The following is a 16,205-nucleotide window of genomic DNA, read 5'->3' on the forward strand; positions in this document are numbered from 1 at the left end:
TTTTTGATTAGGAACTACTCTCTTACAGGAGTGTAATAGGTAAACAGGGAATTAAAAGTCCAGTAGAAATTGACCCGGATATTCGGAAGCAGTTTTTGGCTGTATTGCTTCGGGAAATAAGTATAATGATGGTTATCATCTGATTTCCAATAAGAACTGCGTTCGAAACGTTCGCATATGCCCAGGTTGATGTCAATTCCAAAATTTTCAGTGGCATTGATATTAATTCCAAAGGAAAGTCCTGCGTCTGCAAAGTTCCCGTTCAGGAAAAAACGCTCATTCGGTTGAATCGGGTAAGCTGCTTCTTTCCGGATTTTATGTTCCCCGGTCTTGGAGTAAAGATTCACATACAAACTGGTGTTCGTTTCTTTAAAACGGAGGTAATGGTATTTGAATTCAAAAGCGAGGTAATTCCGCTGATCCCGTAATGCATATTCGTCGTAGTCTTCATAATCGTCCGGGTTGTTATGTACTTCTTCTTCGTCTTTTTGACTGTAATGAACAGCGTCCAAAACAACCGAAAAGCGTTTACTGAACCGGTATTCAGTGCCAAGCGAAATGCTGCTGAACCAGTTATCTTCAATAAATACCATGGTCATCGCTTTTCCTCTCAGTGTCCATTTGGCCACGGGTGGAATTGATTGAGAATTTACCTGAAAACTTAACACTAACAAGCAACAGGTAATTCGCAGGCTTCCAACTAGCAGGTGATGATTCATAGAGGGTGGGATTAAATGTTGTGTTCCAATTCGACTTTCTGCAAGGTTAGCACTAAAGAAACCAGACTTATTTCAACTCTATTTCTTTTTGAGTAGAGATCTTCCCGATTTTGCATTTGAAGCTAAAAGAAGAAAGGTTTGCTTTTGCTTCTTTTTGTTCGTACACAACCCCGTCCTTCATATTGGATGTATCGAAACGCCAGCTTGCGATCGGGTCATGGAATGCATCGTCTGTATCAGTGAGGAAAATAGTTACTTCATCGTTCTCAGATACCAGGAACCGGAATACACGTGGCTTCTCAGGGAAAGAAATGCGGTAACTGTTCCCCTTGTGAATGTTCCCGACTTCCAGGTCGCCCATTTTGATGGAAAAATCCAGGTCGGGGGCGTCTGTTCCGAATAATTCGTGGTCCCAGGCCTGACCGTTCGTGTCAAATGATTTTACAATCAATGAATCCAATGAACATTCAAAGATTTTGGACGGTGGTTTGTAAAAGGTGAAAATGGAAGATTGTGTGTGCTGCTTGTGTGTGGTGTTGAACCCGTCTTTTCCGCTCAGATCTGCAGAAACGAAGAGGTTTTGTTTACCTTCTTTCAGTTTGAGTGCTGCATAGGGGATGAAGACTGTGTTGTTCACCGGAGCGGGTTTTGAATCCGAGTAAAGCGGGTTGCACGGGAGTTTGAATTCGATCCATTCGCTTCTTCCGAATGCTTTCTGATATCCGAATGCCGGTTTTACCAGGTTGCTGTCCTGATAGACACTTAGTTTGAGAGAGAACCGGGCATTGGTTAAAGCCCTGGCAAGTAAGCTGTCTGTCGGATATTTTGTCCGAAGCACGTTGTAGTCGCACGTTGCTGCGACCCGAAAACCTTTGACTCCGTTTTCTACATAATCTGTCTGAATCGTGATTTCAGAGATGATATTTTCTTTGTTTTGAGCGAATAATAAGGTTTTGCTTGAAGTAACAATCAGCAAGATTAAAAATTTGATAGGATTCATGTGTTGAGTGAAATGAATTTATGACTACTGCACCACCAATAACTTCCGGAACACAGATTTGTCGCGGCTGTAGCCGGTAACCCAATACGTTCCTTTTTTCCAGGAAGCCGTTACAAAATCTGCTTTTGCACCCGGATTTAAACGCTGTTCCACTAATCTGCCCATGGCATCGCTGATTACGATCCGGTCTGCTGTTACATTGCTTTCCACGGATACAAAACCGTTTGCAGGGTTCGGGTAAAGCGTCGCGTTGGATTCCTCATTCCATTCGTTCAGTCCCAAGTGCCAGCCTTTGAGCGCAATCGCATATTCTCCTTTTTGCACGTTTATCGCATTCAAGGTTCCTGTTTTATCCGTTACATTTCCGAAGTTCTTGGTGTAAGTAGGGAATTCTACCCAATCCACCGAGCGGTCCGGGCGATAGAGCAGGATCAGACTGTCTTCGGTTCCGGTGATCAGCAAATGGTCGAGGAATGCGTTTCCACCACTAATTTGTCCGCTATACCGGAAGGTGGCATTGGCATTGAATCCCGAATTCCAGATCCCGTCGATACGCCAGTAGCGCTGCGGAGAAATTAATTTTCCGGATTCCCAATCGATTACCGGATCGGGAGCAGCCCAATTGTGTTCTACCAGGACGAAAACAGAATCGCTTACGTTTTGAACTTGTAAGAGCATATTGGAATGCGATAAATTTTTTGTTCCTGTTGTTGTAACAGTCGTGTAGGTTGCGGTTACCGCATGGGAGATCAATTCGTCCCGGTTCAGGTACCCGAAAGTAGGAATAAACGGAACGGAAACCGTCACGGAATTGTTCATTCCGGATGAATGGATCGTTGTTTCATACGTATTCCAATTGTCGTCGCGCAGGGTCAGGGTCAGCGGAATCTGATTGCTGTAATTCGTTCTTCCTACCAGTTTTTGCTTCAAATGCACCGTTACGTCGTGCTGAACTCCATTTTGAACGATGGTTAGGGAATCAATGGAAACATGTGGCCAGCCTCCCTGGAAGATCCAGTCAGCGAAGAAATTGGTGAGGTTGAATCCGGTGATTGCACTTAAATCATCGCGGTATTCGATGGCATCCATATCGGAAAATTGGTTCTGTTCCAGCAAAGTCTTTAAGCCGTTGAAGAAAAGGGAATCTCCCAGGTATCCGCGAAGGGTATGAATCATATCGGCACCTTTCAGATAAGTCGTGTTTCCATAGGTGTGTGCTTGCGGCACTCCGGAAAGTGGCCAGTAACCTCCGTCATCCATGTGACAAGTACGCAAGAGTTCTTTGTGTTCATTTCTGACCTGGGATTCGTAAGCAGCGCGGCCACTCAATCCTTCTTTAAAGACATATTCGCAGTATGCGGCACTTCCTTCGTTGATCCACATGTCCTCCGCAGTGCGGCATGTTACCAGGTCGCCCCACCAATGATGAGATAATTCATGTGCCATGATGGACTGGTAAGTCAGGCTGCCATCTGCGATAATTTCCGGGTATGCAATGTTCATAGCGTGTTCCATGGCTCCCGCAGTCATTGGTACGAGTACATAACCCACGCGGTCCCAGCGGTATGGTCCGAATCTGCTTTCAAAGATATCGAATGCATTTTCCAGGTTCACAAACGAGTTTTTCATTGGTGTGGTATCGGAAGCATGTGCGGCCAGTTTCACCGGAACGGGGTTGTTCTGATAATCCGTGAAGCTGCTATTGACAAAGACATAATTGGATACAGCCACTGAGATCAGATAGGATGGAATCGGTTGAAAGACTTTCCAATGATGTGTTTCGGACAAATCGGGATTCATGACCGTTCCCTGGAAAACACCGCCGCAGGCTGCATCATGAGTCGGAAGGGTGGTTACAAATAAGTCGTAAGCAGACCGGGTAATGAAATTATCGAAGCAGGGAAACCAGGTTTTACCGTAGTTGTGCGGAATATCATCCAGGGAAACCCCCACGTTAAACGCATACGCGGAATTGAAGTAAAAACCACCGAAAGTAGGATCCTGAACGGTTGTACCGTGATAGAATATTTCAACGGAAGTGGAGTCCCCGGTATTGAAGGTTCCGCCAAGGCTGACTTTAAATCCCAGTGGAGCAGGAGTGAAGGAAAGTAGGTTTCCGTTGGCATCGTGTACACTGTCTACCGTTGGTCCCATCAAATCCAATGTGATTTCCGTGATGTTGTTGACTTTCGGTTTAAAGATGACTTGTGTGTGTCCTTTCAGAACGAAAGTACTGAAGTCCTGCAGGTCGAGGTGAATGTTGTAATGTACGATCGAAATACTGTCGCTGCGGGTATCGTATGGGAACGGTGTTTGAGCGTGTGTTGTATTGAATATGCCCGCAACCGGGATCAGTAAACAGAAAAAAAATCGTGCAGCAGCATGTTTCATGGTTTCAGAAATAAATGACGGTGGATTTCCTGCCTCCGTGTTTGTACAGGAAGTAAAGATAAGGAATTGTAAATTACAATTGTCAAATTGTTTTTATACACTTTTGAGAAATAAACAGGATTCAGGTTGTTCCGCAAGCGAGGTTTCAGGGTATTCCATTTTCGGGGTCCGGGGTGTCAATAAGTACTCAAATCCAGTGAAACCGGGTGTTAAATTCATAACATTTTCATACTCTATCCATACTCTACCCATACTCTATCCGTACAGTACTCATACAGCACTCGTATTTGACTTCAAAAAGGCCCGGGATTTTTTTTTGCGGGTTTTGAATTGTGTTACAATTGTGTGAAGTGTTTTGAATCGTTCCAGGGATAAGCTTTATTTACGCCTCCGCAGTTTGTAAAGAATCCGTTAAGGAATGGAAGGTCTTGACCGAATTCAAAAAAAGATATTATTTTAGCCCTTCAAACTACAAATTGATTACTATGAAAGTAAAAGTCGATCAACCGTATACACTGGCTGAGCTAAAGCCGAAACTGGAAGCTGCATTTCCGGAATACACGGTGAAATTCAGAGGTCCGAAAGTCTTGATTATCGGGGAAGGTAAAATTGCCGGTGCTCAGATATTCGGTGAAAAAAAAGGATTCGTTCGTCTGAATGAGACATTTCCTACTATGGGGGGGCAAATGCTTTTTGCTTTATCGATTCTTCTTTTGGGAGTTTTGATCCCGTTTATCGTGTTTTTAACGGCTTTCAAGCCTAAACAGGTGAAATTGCGCGATAACGTTGCAGATTTCTTGCGTAAAGAATACAGTTCAGCAATCGTCCAGTCTAAAAAGGCAGAAGCAGCTGATTTATTGGATGCAACAGTTTAAATAGCTTAAGGAATAAGTTGAAAAAGGAATTTGCTGCGGTGGATTCCTTTTTTTGTTTTCGGCCTAAAACAATTTCATTTGTCCGCTGGTGTCGGGTATGGAGAATAAGTCGGTCCGCAGGCGTGGGAATGGAGTAGCAGGAAGGAACTTCTTTCGGGCTAATTGCACCTGTCGCTGGATATTCAATGCATACACACCTTCTCCTTTCATCCGTGTTCCGAAACGGCTGTCGCTGAGTTTTCCTCCGTGCATGTCGCGCAGCTGGTTCAATACTTTTTCTGCACGATCGGGATAGTTTTTCGTTACCCAATCGGTAAAAATTTCCCCATTCGGACCATTGAGCCGAACGATCTGGTGATACATGCTCAAGGCTCCGCGTTTTCCAACGGCTTCTGCGATTGCAAATATTTCATCGTCGTTCAGGGCGGGAATAATGGGAGCCATCAGGACATTGACCGGAATTCCGTGCTGGGAAAGCAGTTCGATTGCAGCTAATTTCTTGAGACTGGAAGCTGTACGAGGTTCCAGTTTCCGACGCAGTTCCTCTTTTAAGCTGGTTAAACTGATGTTTACGGCAACCAGGTTTAATTTGGCCAATTCTTCGAGGATATCGAGGTCCCTGGTGATTAGGGTGTTTTTGGTGATAATCCCAACCGGATGGCGGTATTTCAGCATGATTTCGAGCAATTTTCGCGTGATCCCGTATTCGCGTTCACAGGGCTGGTAACAATCCGTATTTCCGGAAATAGAAATGCTTTGCACTTTCCAGGACTTTTTGTTCAGGGTTTCTTCCAGCAGTTCCGGTGCGTTTTTCTTGACAAGGATGACCCGTTCGAAATCCGTTCCTGCGCTGTAACCCCAATATTCATGCGTGGGACGGGCATAACAATATGTGCATCCGTGCTCGCATCCCTGGTAGGGGTTGAGCGAATAGTACATGCCGACATCCGGACTGGACAACTTATTGACAATGGTTTTCGGGTGAACGTCGATGAATTTGGTCTTCAGTTCGGGTTCTTCCGACGGATCGATGTCGTCAAAATCTTCTCCTTTTTCTTGTGAGAAGAAGCGATTATGCGGATTGATCTGGGCACCGCGGCCGTTTTTATAGAGAAATTGATCTGACATTGCTTACAGGATGAGGTAGAAGCAAAGATACTGATTATTATTTAACTACAAAAAGATTAATTATTAATCATTTTGGTATATGGTGAAAAATATGAAGCAATCGAGCCTTATCCGTTTCGGGAGACTGAATGAAATCGGTAATCCAAAAAAACGTTTTCCGGGAATCTTTACTTCACCACACGAACGTAGTTTACCTTCCTTTTCTCCCCGTTGGAACTGCAAACGCTTCCTCCGCCAACATGACTTGTCCGGAGGATGAGTTCGACGGTAAAAACGCCTACGGTACGGAATTTAACTTTTGCAGATGGGGTACCGGGACTCGTTGGTGTTGCTCCCCAAATTGTCCAGAGAAATTCCCTGTTTTCACAAATATTCCCGATTACAGAGATTATTTTATATTCTTTCCCGGCTTTCAGTGTTACCTGTTTGGCATCGGTATCGAATCCTTCGAAATAAAAATCCACGTAAGCCGTTTGACCGACTTGTTTGTTCGTGTTTACTTCGTTATTCGGACGTTTTTTTTGATCGTTTGTCATAGTGTTCCGGATGGATGTTGTTATTCTTCGACAGTAGTATTGAAAACAAGTGTTGCGCTATCTGTCCATTCTTCGTAATGTGAAACGTTTCTGACACGCAATACTTTTCGTGTATTCAGATCATTATTGACGAAGTAACCCACAGCTGTTTTTGCAAATGAGGGAGTATAGGACGTTTCGCATTTCCAGGAAAGGATGTATTCCTGGTTCGGAAGGTAATTCCCGATGGGCACAACGAGACCTCCTCCGGGAATTTCGTATGCTGTGGAAAGATCTATTTCCCTATTGTTTACCGCAAGGTGAATGAATTTCACGAAAGCTCCTTCGTCAAAAGGGAACCATGCCAGGTATACTGAAAAATGAGGTTTAAGGCCCTTAAACGTAAGCGCTTCCGTCCAGGTACTTTCTGCTTGATTTTCCGTTTCAAACGGTTCTGCCAGAGGCAACTTTAAGTTGCCGGTGTATTGCTGAAATGCTGAACAGCTTTCTGCATCAAAAAGATAGCGTGTATTTGAAAATACGAGGTAATTCTTCTCGTTGCCGCATTGCGATGAAACAACTACTTTTAATTTGATGTATTCACCGATATGCATCCAAAAGAACAATTCGTTTGCAGACGTTTTTGCGCATCGACTGATGTCGTATTCCTCATTGAGGTAACGAACCTTTCCCTGTTTGCGTTTTTCATCTATGGAAACTTCGAATGCAGATTGCGTACCTAAATGGTCGGTAATCACTGTGGAATATTTTTTCATGAGTATCGTTTGTTTGGATTATTATACAGGCTGTTCAGTAACCCCTTTCAGGAAAATGGTCATTAAATAAGCATCATGCTGAATGTTCAGAATAGTTCCTTTCGGAAAGAATTGGTGATAAATGTGGTCGACAGAAGCGCTGATTCGCCGCATTTGACCAAAATCATCAAATTTCAATAAAATAAGCTCTTCTCTTCTGGGGCCGTCAACGGAGCTGTTGAATTGCATAACAACCGACCGGTCCATTGACTGGAATTTAAATTGAAAGTCAATAGCATATACGATTGAATCGCCGGCCAATCCTTTAAGGACCGTTTCGTTGTCTTTCTGAAGTTTGTAAGTTTTCATGTTTATTTTCAGTTAGTTGTTGTGTTTTCAGATCTTTTGAATTCCAGGCGGTTAGTTCCTTTATTGAATAATTTCGGATGAATTTTCAGATACGCCTTAAATCCAACATAGCCGCCATTAGTCCTGTTTGTAACAATTTCCGGTCCGAAGGACAAGTCGACATTGAGCAGATCTAACCCGATATGAGGAAAAAATGATACGAAGGGATGATTCAGTTCATTCTTTGAGCGAAAGCTTACTTCGAGTCCTGCTTTAGCGCATATAAGTGTGTACTGAACATTTGCAGATACTCCAAATGCCTGGAGTCCGGGCAGGTATTCGAAATAATAGTTATGCGCCGGTCTTGACCAACCCCAGTTATCTTTGAATTTTACAAAACTATAGCCTATTCCAAAGGAGAGTTTCTCCAGCGAACCGTAGCTTGCTTTTACAGAAGGTCCGTGAGCAATATCCTGGCTAAATGATCTCTGTGGCCACCAGGCCAGCAAAAAGAAAATGATTCCAACAGTTTTCATAGTTACCTGATTTGTTTGATAGTTTGCCGATCCCAAATGACAGGCTTGAAACAAAAGTATGCAGCAGGAAAACAGGATAATAGGGGAGTTTCACCATTCGTCGGGGGGATTTTTCCCGTATTCGAAAAAATGTTCTTAAAAAGAGGGGGTGTGTTTGACAAAAAGTGTATGTGACAGGATAGGGTACGAAACGGATGTATTCTTATTTTCCACAGATGTAAACCCAATCTTGCCGAATATATATTACCCGGTTTTTTTTCATTTCCATATTCATTAATCCTGTATTTTTACCTGAGAAGGAGAAACAAATCCATCAAAGAACAGGGTAAATAATACAAATCATTAATCAGCAGCATATGAAAAAAGTGATCGCAGTTGCGATGATATTGGGAAGCATTGGATACGCCAAAGCACAAACCATCGAGTCGGGAAGTCATAGCACAGTCGGGTACATCAAAAGCGACGGGACTATTGAGAACAGCAGTCATTCTACGGTGGGTTACATCAAAAGTGACGGCACAATAGAAGACAGAAGTCACAGTACAATCGGTTACATCAAAAGCAACGGCACGATCGAAAACAGAAGTCATTCTACTGTGGGATATGTAAAAAGTGACGGAACTGTGGAGAATAGCAGCCACTCGACGCTGGGTTATATCAAGGACAATGGAACGGTTGAAAATTCCAGTCACAGCACATTGGGGTATGCCAGAGGGATTAAAAAAGAATGGGCAGCAGTGACTTATTTTTTCTTTAAGTTTTAATACTGCAGGGACCACACAGTTAAAAAGCCATTTCTTTACAGGGATGGCTTTTTCTAATGCTGTTGTGGAGGAGGCGAAATTCGATAGCTATCGGAACAGTTCTCATGCTCACTACTCAAAAAGAAAAAGCTACAACTCAGTGTGAGTGTGAGAGCGAGTATTGAGGGGCAAAAAGAAAAAGCATCCAACTACTGCTGAATGCTTTTTTTTTGTGGAGTCGGAGGTTCGTAAGTCGAACCGCGAAATGATTATTGATTAATCCCCAAAAAGTTTTTTCCACCAATTTTGCTTAGTTTTTGGTAAAACATTTTGATTTGCAGATTTACTTTCAGTCTTCTCAATCAATTCAGTATTTAAAGTATCCTTAAAAAAGTAAAGCGTTGTTGAGAATTCCAATTTCGGTTTTGCTATGACCCCATTTTTTATTAGGTCATTAAATTCTCTTTCGATCTTCTTGTTATCCTCGTATTCAGGGTATTTAGCTATTTGATTTTGAATGAAGTTTGTTAATCTCCATAGATCAAAACCATCGTGTCTTGGTTCTGGAAAAAATGCGAAATCGAAGTCTACAATTTCATCCTTGAAATGTGCAGCTAAACCGATACCATGGAAAGCATAAAAAGAAAGTCCTTCATCAGGTAATTTGCCAGTCTGTTCATATTTTCGACTATGCCAACCTTCAAGAATATTATTGACTTGATATTTGTTTTGAAAGATTTTGACGGCTTTGTCAGCCAATGATTGATAGTCCTTAATTATATCTAGAAAACTAATCCTATTCATTGAAAGAATTTTGGTTAATTTCTCAAACGCAGATTTGTCACAAAGTGACTTGATTTCATTAATTGATTTCTCTTCATATTCCTTAGATACAAGACCTTTTTCAATTAACTCAATATCTTGAATTAAGCTTGTGATTTTTGACCAAGTTTCGTCAAGGTAAGAACCGAAAGCGTCCAAATCTGATTTCTTTCCTATTTTTAAAAGTCCATCAATGTCGCCACCGTATTTGTAATAAATTTCAAGTTTTCTTAGGTCAATTACTGGCTTCATCAAATTCGAATATGTTAACGTTTCAATACTACCAAAAAAAATTGAAAGAAAAGACTTCCGAAAGCAAAAGGGAATCGAACCGCTATGGATTTCAGGAAACTGAATGAAATTGGTACTTGCAGAAGATTTGAGATAGCCACCCTCCTTAATCCTCCCTCAAGGGAGGAGACAGAATTTAAGCTTCGAACCGGGATCTCACACTCAGTTCTCACGCTCACACTGAAAAAGAAAAAGCTACAACTCAGTGTGAGTGTGGAGTGTGAGAGAAGAGGGACAAAAAGAAAAAAGCGAACGAAAACGGAACCAATATGCTTTTGGGGATCCGAATTAAATCAGAAACCTTGAAAGTCCGTTTTAGTCAGTATTGAGAAGGAACTTCCGCCTGCCATGATAAAACCGTTGTCAGCTGTTTTTATGAACGCCCGCACCGGTTGTTTATCAGTAACAGATCTGTTCCAGGTTTCTTCGCCTGTGAGCAATATCCGGCGCATATATCCTTGTGAATCCACAAACATCAACTGTCCATCTGAAGTATTAAGAATACCTAGAGGTTCACTACCAAGGAACTCACCTGTTGTTGTGGTTAAAATATCCGTATTCTTACGCCATATTTCTATGCCATTAGCGTCATATAACCTTATGAATCCTGCTCTTTGAGGAAAAAAAGATAAACCACCTACTGCAATGCTACCGTCAACCGTTTCTGTCACACAGTGAGCAATCGAGCCATAATAACTTGTGGTTTCTGTCAGAATTTGGGACCATAAAACTGTTCCTGCCGCATCGGTGCGCACCACATACGCATCAAACTGATTGCTGCTGGTTTTTCGTCGCCCGCAAAGCACAAAACCGTTGTCTGCCATTTTTGTAACATCTGTGATGGTGAAATTTTCATAATTCTTGCGCCACAATTCATTTCCCGAAGCATCTGTCTTGATCAGGAAGCCTTCACTATTAGCCTGAATTCCGGCCAGAATTAACCCCTGATCGGTAGCTTGCTTTACAGCAGTGAGCCTGTGGGAAGAACTATTTACATAACTCTTGCGCCACAATTCTGTACCGTCGGAATTTAATTTAACAATCTCTGCCGGAAGCCATCCTGGATTTGTTACGGCAAGGTTGACCGAATTGTAGGTATTGGCCAAAATAAAACATCCATCAAAGGTTGACTCGAGCTCGGGCCCATACTCATTCGTTGGAATTTTTTTCACAAAGAGGATTTCACCTTTTGCATCTAGTTTCATTAAATAGTTTTCTAAAACTCCATCTTTATAAGTGTACCCGGTACACAGATAGGTTCCAACAAGAGTTTGCCCCAGGGACCAGATTTCCATAGATGAATTGACCGAGAATTTACGCACGAAAGATGATACGTCTCCTCCCGATAGCAGTTCATTGTTGATCGTGCCGGGAGCGGTTTGGAACTGATCTGGGGACTGATCCTTCTTTTTACAACTGAGTGTAAATGTCACGGTAAGGATAATGAGTATGGTTCTCATCATTTTAAGTTGTTGGTTTGCCCATAAAAGTAATGATTTCTTCCAAGCTCCTAAAACTGTGTCGTAGATTCAATATTTAAACCTTACAATACTCCGGAAACGAGTATTCAGAGCAAACAAAAAATATCGATCCTTGTTGGGGTTTGGGTATTATTATCCTCTTCGGTCCTTCCCGAAGTATCGTGACAGGTTCTCCTAAGGAGGAAGCTGGATTTCAGCTTCGAACCCGGATTTCTCCTCATTCTCGTTTTCGCTCTGAAAAAGAAAGAGCCAGAGAAGAATGGAAATGGAATCAAAATCGTTAAAGCTATTTCATTGGTGGCTTTCCCATTTCTTCCAGTTTTTGATTTAAAGCGTCTCTTTTTACTTTCAAAATTTCTGGTTGGACGAAATAAAAATCAAACAAAGATTCTATAACATCCAAGAGCCATTCAGCTTCACCATATTCAACGTCAACGATCTCACCAGTCGATTTGCTTTTGTTTGGATGCGCTGCAAAATTCCCAATATTTCTTATTGCATCTATACTTTGTATTAGATGTGTTGGTAAATGACCGTTATTTATTACTTCTTGAATTTCATTAGCCAAATCACCCTTTTTTACGTTTGCTTTTTCGCGTAGAATATTTTGTAAGCACCTTCTGCTTAAAGCTGCGCTTGCTTTAGGGCTAAATGTTAATATTAAGCAAGCCTCATTATAATCTTCAGCAAAAAGTTTGTCAACTACTGTGGGTACTGGTGGACGAGATGATGTTAGAGGATTGACGAAAATTTCTGAATTTATTTCCTCCACATCATAAAAATTGCCATGTCGGTCTCTAGATCCTTCTTCTGCATTGATTAGTGTTATTATTAATTTTCGACAATTGGGGTTTGGACAGTTCATATGCGAGGATGCCCAATGACCTGTTAGATCATTTCCTAAATAAGTTCGACTAAAATTGGGATTGATTTCTACAATACAATGTGGGCATTTCATAGTTTAAAACTAAATATTAATCAATTGATAATAAATATTAGATGAGGCTTATATCGTAAATAGTTACTCCTCGGGTTAACGCATCAATACTACCAAAAAAATCTGAAATACAACACTTTCCAAGCAAAAGGGACTTGAACCGGTTTAAATAGTCAAATCTATTTCCCAAATTACCTATCGATAAAGTATGAATACTCCCACTGTCAAGCATAGATACTTCACCTTTTGTTAAATTAATCTGTACAATAAATTGAAATTTCGAATCGGAATAACTATTTCGAATTACCAAGTAAGAATTAAAGTTTTTTGAGTATTTCTAATTGAATTCTTCCCATATGAATGTTTTATTTTTTCATTTCAAGGCGTTGTAATGCTAGGTTTAGTTTCTCTTCATCTAGAGATAGAGCTTGTAAGGTTTCTATGTCTGATTGATTAATTGCAGTTTCTATGGTAGTAAAGCTCTTATTAGCTTCTTCCGTCAGTCTAATATTTAAATCAGTAATTTTTTTAATTGCTTCAACCTTATTACCTTCTGCTGCAAATATTTTAGTTTGTTCCGTTTGATGAGTTCTTGCAACGTTTAATCCAATTGATGAAAATGCTTTTGTTGCCTGGACAATAGAAACCAATCTCTTACTATTTGAAAGAGTTGCATCAATAACATAAATAATTGCAATACCAATGGCCAATTGGTGTGGAAAATATCCGGCCGTTATAAAAATTGCCGATGTAAGTGAAACAAACTTAAAGAAGTATCCAAGATATTTTCTTAAGTTGACTTCTTTCTTAAACTTTGTTGACGACGAATTAGCTGTAGTATTTGTTTCGCCAAGAATTCTTACTGATTCATTATACGCCATCGAAACATTTTCGGGAGTTCCTTCCGGTAATTCAAATTCCATAAATTTTCTTTTTTCTGGTTTAATTACTTGGTAATGAAGATTGAAGCCCTTCTATTTCTATTTTATAAGTATCCATATCTCCATCTGCATCAATTATTTTGAATTCGACATAACCATTATTTTCAAATGTCCATCTATCCGTTCTGAAAATAAATGGTTGTTGGACAAATAATCTGTGGCTTCCAGAATCCGGGCATGGTGCAAACTTAGGTGGTGGAGGTTGTGTTGTAAAGCAATAAACTTCTATAAACACAGGGTAACTCGCTTCTATGTTGACCGTTATGCTTTCCCCTGCATAGACTGTCAATGAGTTAAATGATACGTTCCTAATCATAATGTTTCAATATAAAAATCTCCTTCACTTAATTACAATGAATTAAATCTGAACAACCATTGAACTAAATTTGTATTGGAGACAATTCTTCAGTAAATAATGTCATGATAGTTTCCCAATACTACCAAAAAAATCTGAAATACAACACACTTCGAGCAAAAGGGAATCGAACCGCTTTAAATTTGGGACAACTGAGTGAAATCAGTGCTTACGGAAGATTTGGGGTTTGCCACCCACCTTAATCCTCCCTCAAGGGAGGAGACAGAATTTAAGCTTCGAACCGGGATCTCACACTCTTCTCTCACTCTCAGCTCTCGCGCTACAAAAAGGAAAAAGCCCGGAAAGAGTGAGTGTGAGAGCGAGTATTGAGGGACAAAAAGAAAAAGCATCCAACTACCGCTGAATGCTTTTTTCTTTTTGTGGAGCAAGCGGTTCGTAAGTCGAACCAAAAAAGTGATTAATCTATATCAAATAGATGATGCTGAAATCTTACAAGTTCTTGATGATTTTCGCTTTCTGAATTCAAGAAGTTTACATAATCTTCTACTGGTTTCGGATTGTAATAAAACTCCTCTAAAAACTCTTTTAATTTTGAATCGTTGAAAAAATCAGAGACAATAGAAAAACAATCTTGGAGTATGTTCTTATCGTTCAAGTGCGAATATTGTAAATTGTTTTTAGCAGTATAAACCATGTGGTTCAAAATATAAACTGCTCTTACAACTGTATGAGGGTGCGATTTTTCTCTAAAATAAATAGGCTCAACCTTTGAATCGTCCTTGTAATCTTCTAAAATTAATCGCGTAATTAATATACTAGCTAAGCCAATAGATAACAACTGTTCAACTAGTTTGTCATCCACAATATTCGAGTTTATTATGTAGTCAAGTAAATGAAAGCAAACGAACTGACTACCATTTAAGTCTGCATCGAATTCATAAATGTGATTTAAAAGAGAAAAAGAGCTATCATCATCGCTCTCAAATTTCATTTCTGATTCCTTAGATTTATATTGAATTAAGTGAGCAAGTTCATGGTAATATGTAAATAAAGTCGACGAGTGAAATATTAAATCTTCTATTCTTACAGTTATAACAGACAATAAGCGACCATACTTTTTTTCAAAATCTAAAGTCTCGACTAACCTGTTCTCATCAATAATTCTACGTTTTAATGTTTGGAAATACATATCATACATTGAAATGATGTACATATCCTTATGTCGACATGCCCAGGCGTTTAAGCCGTTATTTCTTTCAAAACAGAACAATGCGTTTGGCATTCCAAATTTCTTTCCGTTTTTATCGAGATTGTCTTGGCAAAAAACAAAAAACAATCTAAATAGTTCAGCGTCGTCGTAACCATCTAAATCATTTTCACTTAGAAAAAGCCTCGTTGATTTATCTTTTTTTAGTGGTAAGTAATTCCTAATTGAATTAAGTAAATCTATATTTCGCTGATACCGATTCATAATTTGATAATTATCCCCGATGAACATGTTTCATCTTCAGACCGAAAGTCTGATTTCTTATTCTTGGCTTGGCTTTTTTGGATAATTCCCTCTTTCAATGTTGTCAATGATAATTCTTTCTATATCGTCAATAGATTTCAAGATGTTTCCGCTCTTATCACATCTCGGACACTTCATATATGGAAGCAGGTGTCCCTGTTGCACACTACATGAAGTGCCACATTCTCCACATAGTGGTCTTAAACCTGTTATTTCCATAACTCCCATATTTTCTTCCCAACGCCATTTCCAATTCATTCCTGCAAATGTATCTTCTGTATAATCAGTGAATCTTGGCTTTTTACTTTGTTCTTTACTTGAAAATTTGATTCTGCTTAAAATCAAAATTATAATCACTCCCCAAACAGGAATTGGAAAACTCAAGATATTGTTCCAAAACCATTTCAATCCGAACCAAATGCTTGTATAAAACGGTTTACTTCGTATTAAATCCACAACAGATGTTACGATAGCTCCGGCAATAGCTCCATAGAAAGCAAGCTTTATTTCTCTTGTAAGTTCTTTTTTCAAATCTGAAGTTTTTGACCAATAAAATTAAAGCATTAAACTTTCACTTAACTTCAGATTTGATAATATAAATAGACATTAATCAACCAGTTTTCAACACTATTAGAAACTTTACAATTTCTTAATATTTCGTCTCGCAACGGGGGGAGCGAAGAGCCAAATATTTGAATATTTAAAATACTCTATACTAGTTTGGAAGTATCATTTTCAATGACTTACTTAGTGGTGTAAAGGAAAAAGGATGACGCCTTAACAACCATCCCTATAAAATCCTTTACAACAATAATTATGTCAATAAGCGACATAATCGGAAGTGTAAGTCTTGTTATTGCACTCGTAGGTCTCATAGTTCAAATGAGAAGGTCTCCG

The 16,205-nt window shown here is 40.0% G+C and carries 17 protein-coding genes; 2 read left to right on the forward strand and 15 right to left on the reverse strand.

The genetic code is table 11. The features are described from left to right. Positions 1–14: 14 nt before the first annotated feature. The 3 genes from FO442_RS00260 to FO442_RS00270 all read right to left on the reverse strand — a co-directional run bounded on the left by FO442_RS00260 (position 15) and on the right by FO442_RS00270 (position 4,110). Complete coding sequence (locus tag FO442_RS00260) at positions 15–629, reverse strand: hypothetical protein (protein WP_144331131.1); 615 nt, start codon at positions 627–629, stop codon at positions 15–17. A 157-nt stretch (positions 630–786) separates the two neighbouring features. Further along, positions 787–1,719: a hypothetical protein gene (locus FO442_RS00265; RefSeq protein WP_144331132.1), complete on the reverse strand. Its 933-nt coding sequence runs from the start codon at positions 1,717–1,719 to the stop codon at positions 787–789. A gap of 24 nt (positions 1,720–1,743) precedes the next feature. Then, positions 1,744–4,110 (reverse strand): M1 family aminopeptidase, encoded by a 2,367-nt coding sequence (locus FO442_RS00270; protein WP_144331133.1) that lies wholly within the window; start codon positions 4,108–4,110, stop codon positions 1,744–1,746. Between the two features lie 485 nt (positions 4,111–4,595). Between FO442_RS00270 and FO442_RS00275 the strand changes: the two genes are divergently transcribed. Beyond that, entirely contained in the window at positions 4,596–4,985 is a 390-nt protein-coding gene (locus tag FO442_RS00275; protein WP_144331134.1) for a hypothetical protein, read from the forward strand. 63 nt (positions 4,986–5,048) lie between these two features. Here the strand turns inward: FO442_RS00275 and FO442_RS00280 are convergent, their stop codons facing one another. The 5 genes from FO442_RS00280 to FO442_RS00300 all read right to left on the reverse strand — a co-directional run bounded on the left by FO442_RS00280 (position 5,049) and on the right by FO442_RS00300 (position 8,267). Next, a complete protein-coding gene (locus FO442_RS00280) occupies positions 5,049–6,113 on the reverse strand; it encodes a PA0069 family radical SAM protein (protein WP_144331135.1) in 1,065 nt (354 codons plus the stop codon). Positions 6,114–6,280: 167 nt separating this feature from the next. Further along, complete coding sequence (locus FO442_RS00285; protein WP_144331136.1) at positions 6,281–6,649, reverse strand: hypothetical protein; 369 nt, start codon at positions 6,647–6,649, stop codon at positions 6,281–6,283. A 20-nt stretch (positions 6,650–6,669) separates the two neighbouring features. Continuing rightward, positions 6,670–7,404 carry a hypothetical protein gene (locus FO442_RS00290; protein ID WP_144331137.1) on the reverse strand — a complete coding sequence of 245 codons (735 nt, stop codon included), beginning with the start codon at positions 7,402–7,404 and terminating at the stop codon, positions 6,670–6,672. A gap of 21 nt (positions 7,405–7,425) precedes the next feature. Further along, positions 7,426–7,752 carry a hypothetical protein gene (locus tag FO442_RS00295; protein ID WP_144331138.1) on the reverse strand — a complete coding sequence of 109 codons (327 nt, stop codon included), beginning with the start codon at positions 7,750–7,752 and terminating at the stop codon, positions 7,426–7,428. Between the two features lie 8 nt (positions 7,753–7,760). Beyond that, complete coding sequence (locus tag FO442_RS00300; RefSeq protein WP_144331139.1) at positions 7,761–8,267, reverse strand: hypothetical protein; 507 nt, start codon at positions 8,265–8,267, stop codon at positions 7,761–7,763. A 356-nt stretch (positions 8,268–8,623) separates the two neighbouring features. Here FO442_RS00300 and FO442_RS00305 point away from each other — a divergent pair, with 356 nt between their 5' ends. Next, complete coding sequence (locus FO442_RS00305) at positions 8,624–9,031, forward strand: 5-fold beta-flower protein (RefSeq protein WP_144331140.1); 408 nt, start codon at positions 8,624–8,626, stop codon at positions 9,029–9,031. A gap of 255 nt (positions 9,032–9,286) precedes the next feature. Here FO442_RS00305 and FO442_RS00310 read toward each other — a convergent pair whose 3' ends face one another. The 7 genes from FO442_RS00310 to FO442_RS00340 form a co-directional block, all read right to left on the reverse strand. Next, positions 9,287–10,084, reverse strand: a complete 798-nt coding sequence (locus FO442_RS00310) for a DUF6896 domain-containing protein (protein WP_144331141.1) — start codon at positions 10,082–10,084, stop codon at positions 9,287–9,289. 332 nt (positions 10,085–10,416) lie between these two features. After that, positions 10,417–11,586 (reverse strand): PQQ-binding-like beta-propeller repeat protein, encoded by a 1,170-nt coding sequence (locus tag FO442_RS00315; protein WP_144331142.1) that lies wholly within the window; start codon positions 11,584–11,586, stop codon positions 10,417–10,419. Between the two features lie 304 nt (positions 11,587–11,890). Then, positions 11,891–12,562 carry a DUF4145 domain-containing protein gene (locus tag FO442_RS00320; protein WP_222101957.1) on the reverse strand — a complete coding sequence of 224 codons (672 nt, stop codon included), beginning with the start codon at positions 12,560–12,562 and terminating at the stop codon, positions 11,891–11,893. Positions 12,563–12,906: 344 nt separating this feature from the next. After that, positions 12,907–13,464 carry a hypothetical protein gene (locus FO442_RS00325; RefSeq protein ID WP_144331143.1) on the reverse strand — a complete coding sequence of 186 codons (558 nt, stop codon included), beginning with the start codon at positions 13,462–13,464 and terminating at the stop codon, positions 12,907–12,909. 19 nt (positions 13,465–13,483) lie between these two features. Then, positions 13,484–13,798 carry a hypothetical protein gene (locus tag FO442_RS00330; protein ID WP_144331144.1) on the reverse strand — a complete coding sequence of 105 codons (315 nt, stop codon included), beginning with the start codon at positions 13,796–13,798 and terminating at the stop codon, positions 13,484–13,486. Between the two features lie 457 nt (positions 13,799–14,255). Beyond that, positions 14,256–15,269 carry a hypothetical protein gene (locus FO442_RS00335; protein ID WP_144331145.1) on the reverse strand — a complete coding sequence of 338 codons (1,014 nt, stop codon included), beginning with the start codon at positions 15,267–15,269 and terminating at the stop codon, positions 14,256–14,258. Positions 15,270–15,326: 57 nt separating this feature from the next. Then, positions 15,327–15,839, reverse strand: coding sequence for a hypothetical protein (locus tag FO442_RS00340; RefSeq protein WP_144331146.1), 513 nt, complete (start codon positions 15,837–15,839; stop codon positions 15,327–15,329). Positions 15,840–16,205: the final 366 nt, after the last annotated feature.

Origin of the sequence: Fluviicola chungangensis, from assembly GCF_007558725.1 — a bacterium.
Lineage (GTDB): Bacteria > Bacteroidota > Bacteroidia > Flavobacteriales_D > Crocinitomicaceae > Fluviicola > Fluviicola chungangensis.